The 17,256-nt window shown below is 72.5% G+C and carries 14 protein-coding genes; 3 read left to right on the plus strand and 11 right to left on the minus strand.

Annotated features, from left to right (window positions below; genetic code table 11):
- Positions 1 to 59: 59 nt before the first annotated feature.
- From BM041_RS14495 to BM041_RS14515, 5 genes are all read right to left on the minus strand, one after another.
- Positions 60 to 1,703, minus strand: coding sequence for a hydantoinase B/oxoprolinase family protein (locus BM041_RS14495; protein ID WP_092960600.1), 1,644 nt, complete (start codon positions 1,701 to 1,703; stop codon positions 60 to 62).
- A complete protein-coding gene (locus BM041_RS14500; protein WP_092960601.1) occupies positions 1,700 to 3,739 on the minus strand; it encodes a hydantoinase/oxoprolinase family protein in 2,040 nt (679 codons plus the stop codon). Before BM041_RS14500 ends, BM041_RS14495 begins: the two co-directional genes overlap by 4 nt.
- A 127-nt stretch (positions 3,740 to 3,866) precedes the next feature.
- Positions 3,867 to 4,178 (minus strand): HU family DNA-binding protein, encoded by a 312-nt coding sequence (locus BM041_RS14505; protein ID WP_092960602.1) that lies wholly within the window; start codon positions 4,176 to 4,178, stop codon positions 3,867 to 3,869.
- A 153-nt stretch (positions 4,179 to 4,331) separates the two neighbouring features.
- Entirely contained in the window at positions 4,332 to 6,320 is a 1,989-nt protein-coding gene (locus BM041_RS14510; protein ID WP_245762094.1) for a molybdopterin biosynthesis protein, read from the minus strand.
- On the minus strand, positions 6,313 to 7,329 hold the full coding sequence (locus BM041_RS14515) for a MoeA family protein (protein ID WP_175533940.1): 1,017 nt from the start codon (positions 7,327 to 7,329) through the stop codon (positions 6,313 to 6,315). Before BM041_RS14515 ends, BM041_RS14510 begins: the two co-directional genes overlap by 8 nt.
- 326 nt (positions 7,330 to 7,655) lie before the next feature.
- Here BM041_RS14515 and BM041_RS14520 point away from each other — a divergent pair, with 326 nt between their 5' ends.
- Positions 7,656 to 8,072 carry a hypothetical protein gene (locus BM041_RS14520; RefSeq protein WP_139226065.1) on the plus strand — a complete coding sequence of 139 codons (417 nt, stop codon included), beginning with the start codon at positions 7,656 to 7,658 and terminating at the stop codon, positions 8,070 to 8,072.
- A gap of 115 nt (positions 8,073 to 8,187) precedes the next feature.
- Positions 8,188 to 8,376: a hypothetical protein gene (locus BM041_RS14525; protein WP_092960605.1), complete on the plus strand. Its 189-nt coding sequence runs from the start codon at positions 8,188 to 8,190 to the stop codon at positions 8,374 to 8,376.
- Positions 8,377 to 9,338: 962 nt separating this feature from the next.
- Here the strand turns inward: BM041_RS14525 and BM041_RS14535 are convergent.
- Both BM041_RS14535 and BM041_RS14540 read right to left on the minus strand, forming a co-directional pair.
- On the minus strand, positions 9,339 to 10,376 hold the full coding sequence (locus tag BM041_RS14535; RefSeq protein WP_092960607.1) for an Ldh family oxidoreductase: 1,038 nt from the start codon (positions 10,374 to 10,376) through the stop codon (positions 9,339 to 9,341).
- 2 nt (positions 10,377 to 10,378) lie between these two features.
- Positions 10,379 to 11,251: an alpha/beta hydrolase gene (locus BM041_RS14540; RefSeq protein WP_092960608.1), complete on the minus strand. Its 873-nt coding sequence runs from the start codon at positions 11,249 to 11,251 to the stop codon at positions 10,379 to 10,381.
- Positions 11,252 to 11,431: 180 nt separating this feature from the next.
- On the opposite strand from BM041_RS14540, the gene BM041_RS14545 reads away from it, so the two are divergent.
- On the plus strand, positions 11,432 to 11,905 hold the full coding sequence (locus BM041_RS14545) for a Bug family tripartite tricarboxylate transporter substrate binding protein (RefSeq protein ID WP_092960609.1): 474 nt from the start codon (positions 11,432 to 11,434) through the stop codon (positions 11,903 to 11,905).
- A gap of 3 nt (positions 11,906 to 11,908) precedes the next feature.
- On the opposite strand, the gene BM041_RS14550 is transcribed toward BM041_RS14545, so the two are convergent.
- The 4 genes from BM041_RS14550 to BM041_RS14565 all read right to left on the minus strand — a co-directional run bounded on the left by BM041_RS14550 (position 11,909) and on the right by BM041_RS14565 (position 17,144).
- The gene (locus BM041_RS14550; RefSeq protein ID WP_092960839.1) at positions 11,909 to 12,562 is read right to left on the minus strand and encodes a DUF2161 family putative PD-(D/E)XK-type phosphodiesterase; all 654 of its coding nucleotides are present in this window, start codon (positions 12,560 to 12,562) and stop codon (positions 11,909 to 11,911) included.
- A 68-nt stretch (positions 12,563 to 12,630) separates the two neighbouring features.
- Positions 12,631 to 15,099 carry an ATP-binding protein gene (locus BM041_RS14555; protein WP_092960610.1) on the minus strand — a complete coding sequence of 823 codons (2,469 nt, stop codon included), beginning with the start codon at positions 15,097 to 15,099 and terminating at the stop codon, positions 12,631 to 12,633.
- A 319-nt stretch (positions 15,100 to 15,418) separates the two neighbouring features.
- A complete protein-coding gene (locus BM041_RS14560; RefSeq protein WP_092960611.1) occupies positions 15,419 to 16,645 on the minus strand; it encodes a methyl-accepting chemotaxis protein in 1,227 nt (408 codons plus the stop codon).
- An 82-nt stretch (positions 16,646 to 16,727) separates the two neighbouring features.
- On the minus strand, positions 16,728 to 17,144 hold the full coding sequence (locus tag BM041_RS14565) for a PAS domain-containing protein (RefSeq protein WP_217648730.1): 417 nt from the start codon (positions 17,142 to 17,144) through the stop codon (positions 16,728 to 16,730).
- Between the last annotated feature and the right edge of the window lie 112 nt (positions 17,145 to 17,256).

The raw sequence follows: 17,256 nt of genomic DNA on the forward strand, positions 1-17,256 counted from the left end.
GCAGCGTAACGGCTGTCCGCCAGCCGTTACACCGGATCCTGCGCGCGGCGTCGGTTACGTCAGGCGTAGCCCATCCGCGTGTCGCGTTCGGTGGCCTCCGGCGCGCGATCAGCCGGCGGGCCGAAGCCGCCGCCGCCGCTGGTTTCCAGCCGCACGACGTCGCCCTGTTGCAGCTTCAGATTGTCCGTCTTGGGCGGGATCGGGCTTTCCGCACCCTCCCGCCGCAGAACCAGCGCGCCCGTCGCCGCCGGCCCGCCGCCGGCCAGGCCGTAGGGGGCATGGTCGAAGCGGTCCATGTTGGCGGTGAAGAAGCAGTGCGCGCTGTCGATGCGCCATTCCCGCACCAGGCCCAGCCCGCCGCGCCGCATCCCCGCGCCGCCGCTGCCATCGCGCAGCGCGTAGCGCAGCACGGTCAGCGGCAGCTGCGCCTCGATCATCTCGATCGGGATGTTGCTGTTGTTGTGCATCCCGCTGGCATAGGCGTTGACGCCATCCTTGGCGGGATGCGCGCCCGATCCGCCGATCTCGATCTCCACCAGCACGTCGCGCTGGCCGCCATCCTTCACGGTCTGGAAGGTGGTGACGTAGCTGTTGCCGTAATAGGCGGCGGGGATGAGGTCCGGCACCGCCTGGTGCAGTGCGCCGTTCATGGCGTTCAGCAGCCGGTGCGACACCGCGATGCGATGCGCGACAGGCGCGGGATGGCGCGCATTCACCACCAGGCCCTCCGGCGCCGTCACGCTGATCGGCCGGTAGCAGCCCGCCGACATGTGCAGCGACGCATCCGCGCAGCACATCAGCGCGAACATCACGGCTGCGTTGGTGGAAGCGAGCGTCGCATTGGTCGGCCCCGCCACCTGGGGCGAACAGCCGGAGAGATCGACGCGCGCCGTCTCCCCCTCGATCTCCAGCCGCACATGCAGCCGGATGCGTTTCCCCAATTCGATGCCGTCATCGTCGAGGAAATCCTCGAACTCGTAGGTGCCGTCCGGCATCCGCCCGATGGCCGCGCGCATGCCCGCCTCGCTCATGTCGAGGATGCGCGCACCCGCCTCGATCATCGCCGCCGCTCCAAAGCGGTTGGCGAGGCGCGTGAGGGCGGCGGCGCCCACTTCCAGGCTGGCAAGCTGGGACGACAGATCGCCCAGCAGCAGGTCCGGCTTGCGGATGTTCTGCCGGATCATCGCCCAGATGCCCTCGTTCCGCACGCCGCGGTCGATCAGCTTCACGGGCGGGATGCGCAGCCCCTCCTGGAAGATTTCCGTGGCTTTCGCGGCATAGGACCCGGCGACGAGGCCGCCGACATCGATGTGATGGCAGAGCGTGCCGACGAAGGCGATGCGCGCGCCACCGTGGAAAACCGGCTTGAAGGCCAGGATGTCCGGCAGGTGCTGCCCGCCGCAATAGGGATCGTTGAAGATCACCACATCGCCCTCGTGCCACTGCTCCGGCGGGACATGATCCGCCAGCAGCGCGCGCAGCGCGTGGGTCATGGAGTTGAGGTGGCCGGGGATGCGCGCGGATTGCGCGAGGTTCTGGCCTTCGGAATCGAAGACCGCGGTGGAGTAGTCCAGCAATTCGCGCACGATGGTGCTGCGGCTGGTCCGCCAGATCGTGATGTCCATCTCCGCCGCCGCCGCCGTCAGCGCGTTGCGGATCACCTCGATCTCGATAGGTCCCAATGGGGGGGCCAAGGTGCTCATGCCGCGATCCTCCGCGCGATGATCGCGCCCTCGGGGTCCAGCGCCGCGCGCCAGCCCGCGGCGATGACATGGGTGGCGAAGGCTTCCTCGATGATGGCGGGGCCCTCGATGGTGTCGGACAGCCGCAGCCTCTCCCGCCGCCACACCGGCCAGGCGGTCGCCGCGCCACCCTGCCAGACCTGGCGCGAGCCCGGTGCCGTCCCGCTCTCCGCCGGCGTCGCCACCGCCTCCTCCGGCTTGTCGAGCCGCCCGATGGCGGCGGCGCGGAGCGTCACGATCTCCACCGGATCACCCTCCGCCGCGTAGGAGAAGCGCGCGCGGTGCGTCGCGTGGAAGCGCGCCAGCAGCGGGGCCAGGGCAGGGGCTTCCGGCCAGGGCACCAGCAATTCGAAGGCCTGGCCGCGATAGCGAAGATCGGCCGAGACCTCGACCGCCCGCTGGCTGTCCGGCACGCCATCCGCCGCCAGCCGCGCATCGGCCTCCGCGCGCAGCCCCGCCACTGCCTCCGCCAGCGCCGCCGCGTGGCTGTCCTCCGCCCGATACAGCCGCGACCGCGCGATGTCCTGCACCAGGTCGGAGAACAGGATGCCATAGGCGGAGAGCGTCCCGGGCTCCCGCGGCAGGACCACCTCCGTGATGCCCAACTCGTCCGCGACTTCGGTGGCGTGCAGCCCGCCCGCGCCGCCGAAGGAGAGCAGGGAGAAGGCACGGGGATCGAGCCCCTTCTCGAACAGCGAAAGCCGGACCGCCGCGGCGAGCTGCGCATTGGTCACGCGCAGCACCCCCTCCGCCGCCGCTTCGGTGGAGAGTGCGAGCTTCGCCCCGATCCGCGTCGCCATCGCATCCCGCGCGCCGGCCAGGTCCAGCGCCATCGCCCCGCCCAGGAAGAAATCCGGGTCCAGCCTGCCCAGCACCGCATTCGCATCCGTCACGGTGGGCTCCACGCCGCCGCGGGCGTAGCAGACCGGCCCCGGCCTCGCCCCCGCGCTGCGCGGCCCCGCCGTCAGCCGCCCCGCCGCATCGACGCTGGCGATGGAACCGCCGCCGGCGCCGATGGTCCTCATCTCGACCATCGGCAGGCGCACGGGCAGCCGATCGACCTCCCCCTGCGTCACCAGCCCGATGACGTGGTCCTGCACGACGGAGACATCGAAGCTCGTCCCCCCCATATCCACCGCGACCAGGTTCGGCCTCCCCAGCCGGCGGGAGAGCCTCTCCGCCGCCAGCGCCCCGCCCGAGGGCCCGGACAGCAGCAGGCGCGCCGGCTGTTCCGCCGCCCGCGCCAGGCTGCACATGCCGCCATTCGACTGCACCAGGAAGATGCGCGGCCGGAACCCATCCTCGCCGAGGCGCGCCTCCAGCTTGGCGAGGTAGCGCTGCACCACCGGCATCAGCAGCGCGTTCAGCACCGTGGTGGACAGGCGTTCATATTCCCGGATTTCCGGGCTGATGTCGGAGGAGAGGCTGACCGGCACCCCCGGCAGCGCGGCCGCCACCGCATCCCGCAGCGCGCGTTCATGCGCGGGGTTGGCATAGGCGTGCAGCAGCCCGATCGCGATGGCTTCCGGCGCCGCTTCCCGCAGCCGCTCCATCAGGCGCGAGAGGTCGCCGAGCGGCGCCTCCACGCTGCCATCGGCGCGCATCCGCTCCGCGACGCCGAAGCGGCGGTCGCGGTCGATCAGGCAGGGGAAGGGGTCCGGCGCCAGGCCGTAGATGTCGCGCCGCACATGGCGCGTGATCTCCAGCACATCCTCGAACCCCGCCGTGGTCAGCAGCACGCCGGCGGCGAGCTTGCGTTCCAGCACGGCGTTGGTGGCGATGGTCGTGCCGTGCAGCAGCAGGCCCACATCGGCCAGGGCGAAGCCGAATCGGCCCGCGGCCTGCCGGATGCCGGTCATCAATCCCTCGGAGGGATCGGCCGGCGTCGTCGGCGCCTTCCAGGCCATCACGCGGCCGTGGCGCTGGTCCAGGATCTGGAAGTCCGTGAAGGTGCCACCGATGTCGACAGCGATTCGAACAGGCTGGGCGACGCTCATGCGTGCACGCGCCTGCGCTGGATGGGGGGCATCTGGTATCTCCGGTCACGACGGACCGGCAGCATGGCCGCACCCAGGGGGATGCGGAAGGGGCGCCGGCCCCCGCGGGGGCCGGCGCCGCCGAGCCTCAGGCCTTCGCGGCCTTGCGCTTCGCCTTCTTCATGCCGGCCAGCGCGGCTTCCTTCAGCGCCGGGCTCGCCTTGAACTTCACCGTGGCGCCGGCCTTCACCTGCACCTTCTCACCGGTGCGCGGGTTCATCGCCGTGCGCTTCGCCGTCTCGCGCACCGCGAAGGCGCCGAAATCGGGAATCGTGAAGCGGCCCGTGGCCACGATCTCGGTCTTGATGGCCGCGATGATGTCCGCAGCGAGCTTGCCCGCGGCGTTCGCCGGCATCTCGGTGGACTTCACGATGACATCGGTGAGGAACTTCTTTGACATGTGCGTCTCCTTGCAGCCCGCCCCGCATAGCGGAGCGCGATGCCGATGTCAGCGGCGAATACACGCGAATCGGTAATCTTCCCGCGCTGCACTGCGAAAAAGACCGCATGATGAGCCGCCGAAACGGCTTTCCGGCCGCCATCCGGGCCGGCATCACGCCCCCGTAGCCGCGCGGGCGAAGCCCAGCGCCGCCAGCGCGGCGCGCGATTCGGCGGATTCGAGGACCCGCAGGAAGGCGGCCACCGCCGCGCGATCGGCCCGCGCCTCCGCCAGGAAGAAGTCGTAATGTTCATCGGCCAGCGGCAGGAAACCCAGGCCATAGGCGCGCGCGACGCCCTCGATCGCCACGCCCCAATCCGCGCGGCCCTGCGCCACCGCCGCCGCCACGGCGTTGTGGGATTTCGGCTGGTTGGCGTAGCCCGCAGGCTTCACGCCAGCCAGCAACCCGTCCAGCAGGATGCGCGTGCCCGATCCCGCATTGCGGTTCACCAGCAGGCAACGCGGATCGGCGGCGGCCGCCGCCACCGCCGCCCGGCCATCCTGCCCGGCGAAGCGCCCATCCCCGGGGCGGAACACCACCCCCTGCAAGCGGCGCCACCCCGGCACCAGGCGCAGCCCCGGCGCCAGGAAGGGCGTGTTGTAGGCACCGGTCTTCGCATCCAGCAGATGCGCCGGCGCCAGGTCGCATTCCCCGCGCCGCGCCGCCGCCAGCCCGCCCAGGCTGCCCACCGCCAGGCTGCGCGCCCGCAGCCCCTCCGCCGCCAGCAGGTCCAGCACCGCATCCAGCCCCACGCAATGGCTGCCGATGATGGTCAGATCCGGCAGGCGGGATGCACCCCCGATCAGCCGCAGCCGCACCGCCTGGCCGGCTTCCGCCCCCTGGTCCAGCGCCGGGATGGCGAAGAACCCGTCCGCGCTGCTGAAGGCCGTCACGCTGCCGGACCCCTTGCCCAGCGGCCAGGCGACCAGCCCGTCCGCCGCCTCCGCCAGCGACGCCATCACATATTCCTCGCGCCCCAGCTCGCTCGGCAGCCGGACGGCGAGCTTAGCCTCCACGTCGCTATCCTCCCGCGCCGGCAGCCCCGCCATCGCGCGGATCAGCGGCACGGCGAACTGATGGAAGGTGAAGACGGCACTCGTCGGAAACCCCGGCAGCACGAAGACCGGCCTGCCCGCCACCGCGGCGATGCAGAGCGGCTTGCCCGGCTTCAGCGCCACCCCGTGCACGATCACGCCATCGCCCAGGATGCGGTGCGACACATCCCCGGCACCCTTGCTGGTGCCGCCCGACATCACCACCACATCGGCCGCATCCAGCGCCCGGCGGAGCGCCGCCGCCAGCGCCGCCTCCTCATCCCGCAGGATGCCGAAGGGCAGGGCCTCTCCCCCATTCTCCGTCACCGCGGCGGCCAGGATGGCGGCGTTGCTGTCCGGGATGGCGCCGGGTGGCAGGGGCGTGCCGGGCGGCACCAGTTCATCCCCCGTGGAGATCACCGCCACGCGCGGCCGCCGCACCACCGGCACCGCCGCGATCCCGGCGGCGGCCAGCATGCCGATCTCCCGGCTCGTCACCACCACGCCGGCGCGCAGCACCGTTTCCCCCTTCGCGATGTCGCTGCCGGCGAAGCCGATGAAGGCGCCCGGCGCGGCGGGGCGGGACAGCAGGATGGCGGGCGGGTCGCCGGCCTCCAGCTCCGTATGTTCGATCATCACCACCGCATCGGCGCCGCGCGGGATCACGCCGCCGGTCGCGATCGCCGTGGCGGTCCCTGGCGTCACCTCGATCCCCGGCGCCACGCCGCAGGCCAGCAGCTCCGCGTTCAGCAGCAGGCGCCTCGGCGTGGCCTCCGCCGCCCCCGCCGTATCGGCGGCGCGCAGCGCGAAGCCATCCACGCCGGACCGGTCGAAGGGCGGCGCATCGCTGGCGGCCGCGACCGGCCGGGCGATCACGCGCCCCAGCGCCGCCGCCAGCGGCACCTCCTCCGCCGGCAGCGCCGCGAAGGGGAAGGCATCGCGCAGCCGGCGCATCGCCTCCCCGGCGGAGACGACCTCCAGGAACTGTTCCTGCCGGGCGGCGCGGCGGATGCGCTCCGCCAGCGGAAGGGCCAGCGGGAGGGCCGATGGGGAGGGATGGTCAGACAAGGGAAAGCGCCTCGATCATCGTGCCCGCCTCGTAGCCTTCCGCGCCCGGCGGCACCACCAGCACCGCCTGCGCCCGCGCCAGCGCGCCGAGCGGCAGCGCGCCGGTCGCCAAGGGCGTCGCCATCCCCGCGGCATCCAGCGCCAGCGGCACCAGCTCCGTCAGCCCCACGGTGGAAGCGACCTTGCGCGCCAGCCGCGCCCTGACCGGCGCGGGCTCGACCGCCCCCGACAGCAGGCGCAGCGCCGGCAGGCCGAGCAGCAGGAAGGCCGCCGCCGCATCCTCCGCCAGCGGGGGCAGCAGCACCGCCGGCACGCCATCCCGGCGGCCGATCGCCGCCTCCTGCCCCGGCCGGGCGCCGAGGCCGCGCAGCGCATCCTCCAGCGCCGGATCGTCGGTCAGCACCAGATCCGGCATCCCGTCGCCGAGATCGGCCCCTTCCGCCCCCAGCCAGGCCGCGATCATCGCGGCCACGCCGGCATCCCGGTGGCGGAGCAGCACGCGCGGGATGCGGAGCGCCACGCTCCCCACCCCCAGCGCCGCCAGGGCCGGCAGGTCGCGCGGGCCGAGCCGCTCCCCCGCCGCGCGGATCACGCTGCCCGCGGCGATGTCGCCGCCGGGCGGGCGGACGCCATCGCCCGCGGTCGCCTCCTGCACCGCCGCAATGGCGCCGCCCAGTTCCATCGCGCCGAAGGGGTCGAGCACCGCATCCGTCCCTTCCGGCATCGCATCGCCCGGCGTGATCGCGCAAGGCGGGCCGGGCAGGGGCACGGGGGTATAGGCGCTCGCCCCCTCCGTCTCGGCCGCCGCCACCGCCCAGCCCTCCCGCATCGCCATCGCCCGGGCCGGCACCGGCCCCGCCGCCACCAGCGCGGCGGCCAGCACCCGGCCCAGCGCCTCCGCCGGTGGCAGCGCGCGCGGCGGGACGGGCGCCAGGCGGCCCAGCAATGCCGCCCGCATCGAGTCCAGCGGCGTCAGGCGTGGCGGCCCGGAACGGGGGGAGGGGGACATGGCGGGGTCCTCGGCTGCTGGCGCCGGATCAAGAGACCGTTCGGGACCACCGGCGGATCGCTGACGCGGGCTGTTCCGCGCGGGGTGCCCTCCCGGTGCGAAAAATCCCTCGTGAGCCTCAGCCGCCGGCATGCCCGGGCGGTCTCTAGGGCGGCGGCCCTCGATCCGCCAGCGCCGCCCGCGCCGCTGCCAAGAGTGATGCCGAATAGGGAATCGACCGATCGCCAACACGAAAAAGAGAGCATATTGTTCACGGGCAGTGCACGCATGGCGTGCATGAACGGTGCGCCCTATGCTCGCGAAACCTTGAAACCAAGACTGTCCCCATGACTATGCTGGCATTCGCCCTGCGGTGGCTCGGCCGCCTTCGCGGATTGCCGCTCTGGCTCCGGCTCCTCTCGGCGTTGCTGCTGGGCCTCGTCGCCTTCCTCTGCCGGGCCAATCTGCTGGACCACCGGATAGGCGCGGGGCGGGATTTGCTGCTGGTCGCGATCGTCCTCTCCTCCTTCTGGTTCGGGTTCCTGCCCGGCCTCGTTACCGGCACGGTGGTGCGCGGCCTGTCGCTGTGGTGGTTCACCGGCCCGCAGGAGGTCACGCTGGTACGACCCTGGAACGACCCGGGGATCGCCTTCTTCATCCTGATGGCCGTCGGTGGATCGGCCGCCGCCGGCCATGCGCTGCTTGTCCTGTCCAACGCCGGCGGCCGGCCCGGCGACGATCCGCCCACCCGCCTCGGCGCGTAGGGCTGCCGGATTTTCGAACATGCTGGCTTGCTCGAATCTCCTTCCCTGGGGGGGATGTGCGTTCACTTGAACGCAGCCTCCTCCAGGCTCCGCGACGACGGGGAAGGGGGGTGCCGTGCCGCCGCGCACCATGCAGAGACCGGCGGAGCCCGATGCGGTGCCGGTCAGCCAGGATGTGCTGTCCCGCCTGAAGGGCGACATCCTGGACGGGCACGACGCCCCCGGCGCGTGGCTGGCCGCGCATCGCGACGAAACCACGGGCACGGTGCTGCGCCACGCACCGCAATTCATGCCGGCCCCCTGAGCCCCGCGGGGCCGAGCGCGACGGAGGAAGGCAAGGAACGGGATGCAGGATCCCATCATCAAGGTGCGTGACGTCGCCTGGATCAGGCTCGGCTCGCCGATCTCGACCAGGCGGAGCGGTTCCTGACGGATCTCGGCCTGCTGCGGCAGGGGCGGACGGAGAATGCGCCCTGCCTGCGCGGCACCGGCGATGCGCACCATCTGCCCATCACCGAACGCGGCCCGGACCGGGTGCTGGGTGTGGCCTTCCTTGCGGATGGCGAGCCCGACCTGCATCGCCTGGCCACCCATGCCGCCGGCGCTTAGGGGGTGGAGGCGCTGAACGAACCCGGCGGCGGCAAGCGCCTGCGCCCCAAGGACCATAACGGCTTCGCCATGCAGGCGGTGCCACCATGGCCACGCTGTCCGAACGCCATTCCGTGCCGGATACCGGCGCGGATCGACCGCGCATGCCCGCGGCGCAGCCCGTCCGTGAGTGCCGCCACCCGGTCCACGTCGCTGTCCGAGGTGCCGACGGTGGCGGCGGCCGCGGGGCTGCCGGAGGCGATGGGCGCGCGGCGGTACCGGGCCGAGGCCGCCGTCATCGCCGAACCCGCCCTGCGCCGCCGGCTGGACGATCGGGTGAAAGGTGGGTCGATGGGCCGGCCGCCCCGGCGACATGCGCCCCTTCGTGGCGGCGGAGATCACGCGCTGGCGCCATGTGATCCAGCGCCAGGGCATCCCGATGCGGTGATCGTCGATTCCGCTGGCTTGCGCTATCCTGTTCCTGGTATGTTCCATTCATCATGGGCCGAACCGTGCCGCCGGCACCAGGCCCTGTCCCCCCACCGGGGGGAGAGGGTTGGGTGAGGGGGGGTGCGATACCCGCACAACCCCGCCCATTCATCCGCAAGCACCCCCGAAATTCGGTGCTAAACGCGCATAATCGGCTTAATCGGCATAAATCGCTTAGCGACTAAAAAGTCACAGCAGGGCCGGCACCTCGACACCCAGCCGCGTCGCCGCCTCGACCAGTTGCTTCCAGGCCCCCGGCGGCAGCGGGATGCCATCCGCCAGGCGCCGCGCCCGTTCCGCATCGCCGCGCTCCCCCGGCACCAGCAGGGCATCGGTGCCCGCGGCGCGGGGCTGCGCGGCCACCGTCGCGGCCAGGTCATCGACGCTGGCGGCGAGTTCCGCCGGATCGCCGAAGGCCGCCAGGTCCAGCGCGATGGCGACGCCGTTCATGCCGTAGGATTTCTCGCCGCGCAGGGCGGGGGCGATCACCGGATTGGTCGCCACCAGGCTCGTCAGGCATTCGATCATGAGGGAGAGCCCCGCCCCCTTCGGCCCCGCCATGGGCAGCAGGGTGGCGACCTTGGCGGCGTCGGTGGTGTCGGCGCCTTCCGAGTCGATCCCCCAACCCTCGGGGATCGGCGTGCCGGCCTGCTTCGCGCCGAGGATTTTTCCGAGTGACACCGTCGCGGTGGCCATGTCGAGCAGCAGGGGAGGGTGCTTCCCGCCCGGCATGGCGATGGCAACCGGATTGGTGGAGACCACGGCCTTCCGGCTGCCCGGCCAGGCCATCAGCGGGATGCTGGCGGTCATGACCAGGCCTGCCATGCCCGCTTCTGCCGCCTGCAAGGCGAAGTGCCCGACGGCGCCGGCATGGGTGATGTTGCGGGCCACGCACCAGCCCACATGCACCCGCTTCGCCGCCGCGATCGCCTCCTCCATCGCGCGCTTCATCGCGACGGGGCCGGGGGCGCCCGCGGCGTCGAGCAGCGCGATGGCGCCCGCGGATTTCAGCAGCCGCACCCCGGCGGCCGGCCTGATATCGCCGGTGCCGATCTGTTCGAGGTAGCGGGGGATGCGGATCACGCCGTGGCTGTCCACGCCGCGAAGGTTGGCGAAGACCAGCGTTTCCGCCCAGACCTCCGCGTCAGCGTGCGGCGTGCCCGCCGCGGCCAGGATGTCGCGCGCGAGCGTCTGCAGGGCCGGGGCGGCGATACGGATCCTGGACACGGCTACGCCCTCACGACCGGGAAATGCACATCGAGCCACCCCTTCAGCATGCCCGCCATGCGCTGGTTGCCGGCGGCCAGCGGGAAATGGTCGGTGCCGGTGATCAGCACCAGATCCTTCGGCTGCCCTGCCTTCTCCCACAGCCGGATCGACTGCTCCGCCGGCGTCACCGTGTCATCCGCGCCATGGATGAACAGCACGGGGCGCGGGCTGATCCAGTGCACCACCTCCTCCGCCTTGAAGTCGAACATGGATTGCGCGGTGTCGGCGGAAACCTCCATCAGCGCGTTGGGCGAGAGGTTCTTCCGCAGATGCTCCTGCATCGGCACCACGTCGAAGCGCGGTACCGTCAGCGCCTCGCCCGTCCTCTCCTTGTGCTCGCGGTTGGCGGCCAGCATCGCCAGGAACTTCGGCCAGGCCTCGCCGGGGTGCTGGCCCATGAATTTGCGCTCCCCATGGCCCCAGCCGCAGGAGGAGATGACAGCGGCGAAGCGCTGGTCCACCGCGCCGGCAAAGCAGGCGACGGCGGCGCCAAAGCTGTGGCCGATGATGCCGATGCGGGCGGGGTCGACCTCCGGCCGCTGCGACAGCCAGTTCAGCGCGTTCTTCGCATCCGCCACCTGGTCGTGGCACAGCACGTAGCCGCGCTTGCCGCCGGACTTGCCGCAGCCGCGGAAATCCATGCGCAGCACGGCATAGCCGAGGGATTCCAGCAGCCGGGCCATGATTTCCGCATGGCTCTTGTCCTTGGATCCGATGAAGCCGTGCAGCACGATGAAGGCCGGCAGCCTGGTGCCGGGCGGCGTGCCATCGGGGATGTGCAGGTCGCCCGCGATGTCGATGCCGTCGGAGACGAAGCTGACGGGGGTATCCATGAAAGGGCAGTGTCCTGTGCTCTTGTCTCGGCGCCCCGCGCGGGTGCCATTGGCGCGGGATGCCGCGCGGGCGGAGTAGGGCATTGATTTTCGAAGATGACAAGCATGTTCGAATTGTGCGCGTGATTGACGCCGGGGTCGGCGCGCCGGGAGCTCCCCCTCCGCCTGCCGGAGACTGTCATGCGCTTCCCCCGTCGCAACCTTCTCCTCGGCGCGCCCGCTTTGCTCTGGCGTCCCGCAGCGGCGCAGGACGGCTTCCCGAACCGTCCCATCCGCATCGTCGTGCCCTTCACCCCCGGCGGCATCACGGACATCCTGGCCCGCGCGATGGCGGAGATGCGGGCGCTGGCCAATACCGCCGCCACGCGATCGCCCCTGCTGCCGGCGGTGCCGACGATCCGGGAGAGCGGCTTCGACTGCGTGATGGAAGGCTGGAACGCCATCTTCGCGCCGCTGGGCACGCCGGAGGCGGTGGTCGCGCAGCTCAATGCGACGATCCGCGGCATCATCGCCCGCCCGGCGATCCAGGCGCGGCTGCTCGAACTCGGCGTGGCGCCGCGGGCCAATGCGCCCGGGGAGATGGCGGCGCTGCTGCGCGACGACATCGCGCTGTGGAACGGCGTGATCGACCGCGCGGGGATCGAACGGCAGTAGCCGTCAGGGCTCCGCCAGCGCGGCCTCCCCGGCCGCGGTCAGGCGGTAGGTGCCGCGGCTGACGCGTTCGAACCAGCCATGCACGTTGCGGAGCAGGATGGCGGGGGCATCCGGCACCACGGCCTTCAGCGCCTTCGTCGTCGCGGGCCCTTCCCGCAGCGCGCCCGCGCAGGCCAGCGCGGCCTGGCGATAGGCGGTCATGATCGGCTTGCGGTTGCCGCCGCCCGGCGTCGGGTCCCCGCGCCGCTTGCGGTGTTCCGCCACCAGGCGGGACCGGCGCCGGGGGTTGGGGCGGGGGCGATAGGGCGCGGGCTCCACCAGCACCTCCACCCGCCCGGTGCCGGGCAGCACGGCCATCAGCCCGAAGCCCAGCAGCCGGCACAGGCGATGCGCGCGGCGGTCCCGGTCGCGGCCCTTCCGCGTGGCGGGGACGGCCAGCCAGACCTCGTCGCAGGCGGCCATCCGGTCCACGCCCTGCAGCAGCAGGTCCAGCGTGAAGCCGCCCTTCATCTCCGCGATCACCAGCAGCGGCGGGTCGCCCGCGCCCAGCGCCACCACGTCGCAGCCCAGCACCTCCCCCTTCGGCGCCAGGCCGAGCGTTTCGAGATGCGCCTTCACGGCGGCGTAGAGATCGGTTTCCGGGGCGCGGCGGGGCATCGGCGCGGGCATGCGCCAGGCCGGCGCGATACGTCAATCGTCCGCCGCTATGCCGCGGCGGGCAGGCGTCAATCGCCTGCGGCGGGCAGGCGGATGCGGAAGACGGCGCCGCGATCCTCGCCGCTGGCCTCGTTCGTCGCGGCGATGGTGCCGCCCATCTGCTCCACCAGCCCCTTGCAGACGGACAGGCCGAGCCCCGTGCCCTTGTCCTCCGCCTTGGTGGTCACGAAGGGCTGGAACAGCCGGGCCATGACGGCGTCCGGGATGCCGCCGGCATTGTCGGCGATAGCGATCGTGACGAAGCCGCCATCCCGCGTGGCGCGGACCCGCACGCGGCGCGGCGTATCCGGCGGGCGGTTCGCCAGCGCGTCTCGCGCATTGCCGATCAGGTTCACCAGCACCTGCTCCAGCGGCACCTGCTGGCCCAGGACCGCCGGCGCGGGGTCGCCCAGCGATACCTGCAACTGCACCCCGCCATCCCGCAGCGTGCCGCCGAGCACCGCCATGGCGCCTTCCAGGGCCTGGCCCACCGGCACCACGCTGGGTGGCGCGCCATCATCCGCGCCGCGGGCGAAGCGGCGCAGATGCTCCACCACCGATGTGGCGCGCGTGACGTAGCTGCTGGTGCGCGCCAGGCGCGTCCGCACCGCCGGCGCATCCCCCCGTTCCAGCGCCTGCTGCGTGTTGGACAGCGCGAGGCCGATGGCGAGCAGCGGCTGCTTCAGTTCATGCGCCAGCCCGGCCGAGAATTCGCCGAGCGAGGCCAGGCGCGCGGCGGTGATGGCGCGCGCCTTGGCGTCCCGCTCCGCCGTCACATCGGCGAGGTAGCCGACGACATCCATGGCGCTGTCATCCACCCGAGCCACCACCGTCGCCGTCACCCGGACGGCGATGGTGCCGCCATCGGAGCGGCGCGCCGACAGGTCCGCGGACCAGCGGCCGTCCCGGCGCATCGCTTCCACGCCGATGGTCAGCGCATCCCCGGGCAGCAGGATGGCGCCCAGCCCGCCTGCTTCCGCCAGCGCGGCCGGCGACCAGCCCGTCACGGCCTCCACGCTGCGGCTGACGAAATCCTCCCGGTAGCAGCCCTGGTCGGCCCGCTTGCAGCCGGCGCAGGCCCAGACCCGGGCGCGGAAGACGACGACGGGGGCCAGGGCCAGCGTCTCATCCATCTCCGCCCGGGCCGCGGCGGCCCGTGCCAGCGCCGCCTGTTCGGCGCTGGCATCGCGGAGGTAGCCGACGATCTCACCCCCGCCATCCGCGCGCCGCGACAGGCGCTGCATGTGCATCACCACGTCGCGCCAGCCGCCATCGGGCTGGCGGATGCGCCAGCGCCGGATCGAGGCGCCCTCCCGCAGGGCCTGGCGCACCATCTCCACCCGCGGCGGCGCCTGGTCGTCGTAGAGCGGGGTCCAATCCTCCTGCGCGTCGAGGCTGCCATCCCCCCACCCCGTCACCGCGTGAACGTCGCCTTCCCGGTAGATGAGGGTTGAGGAACCGTCGGCGGCGACATCGCGCAGGAAGATCACGGCCGGCAGCTTCGCGTGCAGGCGCTGCACTTCCGCCCGCCCCGCGCCCAGCACCGCCGCTTCCGCCGCCGCCTGCCGCGCGCGATCCGCCATCAGCACCAGCGCGCCGCACAGGATGACGAGCCCGGTATAGCCGAGAGCCGCCAGCAGCGATGCCGTGTGCAGCAGCCCGGCGGCCTGCAGCGTCGCGGCCGCATCCACCCCCGCCACGACGATCAGGTTCGTACCCGGCACCAGCCGGGCGGCGATCAGCCTCTCCGGTCCCTCGGGCAGGAGCGATGCCTTGACCTGGAAGGCGCCGGCGCGCTCGATATCGGCGCGGCGGGCTTCCGGCAGCACCGGCGTGCCGATCCGCGCTGCCGCGCGCTGGCTGCCGGCCAGCAGCTCCCCCTCCAGCCGAACCAGCGCGATCATGTCCGATGCCTGTTCGCTGACGGCGGCGAGGTGGGGCGCGACGTCCTGCGGGCGCAGCAGGGCGATGGCGACGCCGGCAAAGCCGCCGGCCGGATCGGCCAGCCGCCAGGAGACGGGCAGGAGGAACTGCGGCCCGGGGTTGGGGCGGCCGAAGATGGGGCCGGGATGGCCATCGCGGTGCTGCTGGAAATGCTCCCGGCCCGCGACCGAGAAGCCGTGATGGCCGCCTTCGGAATGCCAGGCCACGATCCCGTCGGGCCCGGCGATGCCGAGCTGCGCGATGGCGATGGCCGGGTTGCCGAGGATGGCGCGGATCGTGGTTTCCACGTCCTGTCGCCTCGCCGCATCCTCCGGCGCCCCCAGCCCCTGCCACCGCTGCGACTGGTCGCGCAGGATCCGCGTGACCTCGATCGTCTTGGTCGCGACCTGCGCGGTTGCGGTGGCGATCGACTGGGCGCGCTGGAAGCCGGCTTCGGTCGCCGCCTGCGTCACCTGGTGGGAGAGCGCGTAGGCCAGCGCCCAGGCGCCGATCACGCTGAGCGCCAGCAGCAGGACGGCGGCGGTACGGCCCGCGGTGCCGGCGAAGGCCGGCATCCCGAATGCGCGTCGGTCTCTGGAAGCTGCCATGCCGATGTGGGCAGGGGGAATCAACGGGGAGGAGTCGAGCGGCAGGGCGCGGTATCCTGTGACAGGTGCTTGGCAGGCACGGTCAAGGCACGCAGCGCAGCATGGTCGTGAAGGCGGACCGTGGGGCGCTTCGCCCCTCTAGCCCATTCACGGCCTCGTGATGTCGCCTGATTCGTTAACTCGGCGACAGGTGTCAGGCCGCGCGGGCGCGGGACAGGAAGGTGCGGACGCCATCGCTCAACCGCCCGGCCAGGGCGGCCAGGTCCTGGGACGCGCCCAGCACGCCCTACGCCGAACGCCCCGTGGCGGAAGCGGCATCGCCGACTCCGGCCACGCTGGCGGATGCGATGGCGCTGCCGCTGGCCACGCCCTGCACGCTGCGCGCGATCTCCTGCGTGGCGGCGCCCTGTTCCTCCACCGCCGCGGCGATCGCGCTCGCCACCTCATCCGTCTGGTGGACGGCGGCGCTGATGCTGCGCAGCGCTTCGACGGCGCCCTGCGTCGCCACCTGGATGTCGGCGATCTGCCGGCCGATCTCCTCCGTCGCCTTCGCGGTCTGCGCGGCCAGCGCCTTCACCTCGCTCGCCACCACGGAGAAGCCCTTGCCGGCCTCCCCCGCGCGGGCGGCCTCGATGGTGGCGTTCAGCGCCAGCAGGTTGGTCTGGCCGGCGATGTCGGCGATCATCCGCACCACCTCGTTCACCCGCGCCGCGGCGCTGGCGAGGCCGGTGACGCTGGCATCGGTGCGGCGCGTCTCGTCGACCGCCTTGCGCGCGATGGCGGAGGCGCGCGTCACCTGGCGGCTGATCTCGCTGACGGAGGCGGAGAGTTCCTCCGCCGCCGCGGCCACGGCGTTGGTTTCCGCCGCGGTCCGGCCGATGGCCTCGGCCGCCGTCGTGGCGGCGCTGGCGCTGCGGCCGGCGCTGCCGGACAGCGCTTCGGCACTGCCGCGCATGGAGACGGCGGCGCCGGCGACATCCGTCACGACCTCTCCCACCTCCGATTCGAAGCGCGTGGCGAAATCGGTGAAGGCGCGGGCCTTGGCTTCCATCGCGCTGCCGGCGGCGTTGATGTCCGCCGCCGCCGCGGCGAAGGCGCCGGGCAGGCCGCGCAGCAGCACCTTGCGGTGATGGGCGCCGAGGCTCGCGGCCTTCATCGACCCGCCCGCTTCGCGCACGAAGGCATCCGTGACGTCGAGCAGTCGGTTCACGCCGCGCTGCGCCTGGCCGAGCGCGCCCGACGCCGGCACGCCGATGAAGCGGGCTTCGAGGTCCCCGCGCGACGCGGCATCCGTGATGGCGGCGAGATCGCCGAGTGCGCGGGCTTCGCGGGCCATGCGCCAGGCGGCGGCGCCGAGCGCGGCCAGGGTCAGCGTTGCGCCGGCCGCCAGCGCGACAGGCCCCGGTGGGCCGGCAAGCAGCCCGGCGACCGCCTGGCCCAGCGTCAGGACGCCGGCCCCGCCCAGAAGGGCGGCGGCGGGGATGCGATCAAACGGAGAAGGCGAACCGGTCATAGTTGATCCCCCTTTCGGCCAGGAAGGCGTCGAGGAGTTCGGCACCCCGACGCTGGCCGGCCTTGCGGTCATCCAGCGTGCGCTACGCCTCCAGCAGCCGCTGGTAGAGCGGCGCGATGCGCGCGACCTGCGCCTCGTCCGGCTTGCGGCGGTTGGAATGGAAGCCGGTGACGGTGCCGGCGGCGTCGCGGCTTGGCGTCACATGGGCGAAGACCCAGTAGTGGTCGCCATTGGTCGCCATGTTCTTGACGTAGCCGAAGAACTCCCCGCCCGCGCCGATCGTCTTCCACATCACCTCGAAGATGCAGCGCGGCATGTCGGGGTGGCGGACGATGCTGTGCGGCTGGCCCAGCGCCTCGGCCAGCGTCAGGCGGGAGACGGCGAGGAAGGTCTCGTTCGCGTAGAGGATGCGCCCCCGTGGATCGGTCTTGGTGACGATGATCTCGTCATCCGCGAACGGGCTGGCACGCCCCGTTGGTGTTGGCCTTGGCCCCGCCATGGTCGCATCCCGCGGATCAGGCAGCCGGCAATGACCGCCTGCTCCGCAGGATGCGGTCGCATTGCTAACGGAATGCGACCCGTGCCCCGAACGCCGTTCCGGTCGCCCCTGG

Origin of the sequence: Falsiroseomonas stagni DSM 19981 (assembly GCF_900114315.1) — a bacterium.
In the GTDB taxonomy this organism is placed as follows: Bacteria; Pseudomonadota; Alphaproteobacteria; order Acetobacterales; family Acetobacteraceae; genus Falsiroseomonas; species Falsiroseomonas stagni.

What these genes read in the sequence shown, in the direction of transcription:
- BM041_RS14540 (WP_092960608.1), bottom strand. Translation starts at nt 11,251, where the DNA reads ATGGATACCCCCGTCAGCTTCGTCTCCGACGGCATCGACATCGCGGGC.
- BM041_RS14565 (WP_217648730.1), bottom strand. Translation starts at nt 17,144, where the DNA reads ATGGCGGGGCCAAGGCCAACACCAACGGGGCGTGCCAGCCCGTTCGCG.
- BM041_RS14495 (WP_092960600.1), bottom strand. Translation starts at nt 1,703, where the DNA reads ATGAGCACCTTGGCCCCCCCATTGGGACCTATCGAGATCGAGGTGATC.
- BM041_RS14505 (WP_092960602.1), bottom strand. Translation starts at nt 4,178, where the DNA reads ATGTCAAAGAAGTTCCTCACCGATGTCATCGTGAAGTCCACCGAGATG.
- BM041_RS14500 (WP_092960601.1), bottom strand. Translation starts at nt 3,739, where the DNA reads ATGAGCGTCGCCCAGCCTGTTCGAATCGCTGTCGACATCGGTGGCACC.
- BM041_RS14545 (WP_092960609.1), top strand. Translation starts at nt 11,432, where the DNA reads ATGCGCTTCCCCCGTCGCAACCTTCTCCTCGGCGCGCCCGCTTTGCTC.
- BM041_RS14550 (WP_092960839.1), bottom strand. Translation starts at nt 12,562, where the DNA reads ATGCCCCGCCGCGCCCCGGAAACCGATCTCTACGCCGCCGTGAAGGCG.
- BM041_RS14515 (WP_175533940.1), bottom strand. Translation starts at nt 7,329, where the DNA reads ATGTCCCCCTCCCCCCGTTCCGGGCCGCCACGCCTGACGCCGCTGGAC.
- BM041_RS14520 (WP_139226065.1), top strand. Translation starts at nt 7,656, where the DNA reads ATGACTATGCTGGCATTCGCCCTGCGGTGGCTCGGCCGCCTTCGCGGA.
- BM041_RS14555 (WP_092960610.1), bottom strand. Translation starts at nt 15,099, where the DNA reads ATGCCGGCCTTCGCCGGCACCGCGGGCCGTACCGCCGCCGTCCTGCTG.
- BM041_RS14560 (WP_092960611.1), bottom strand. Translation starts at nt 16,645, where the DNA reads ATGACCGGTTCGCCTTCTCCGTTTGATCGCATCCCCGCCGCCGCCCTT.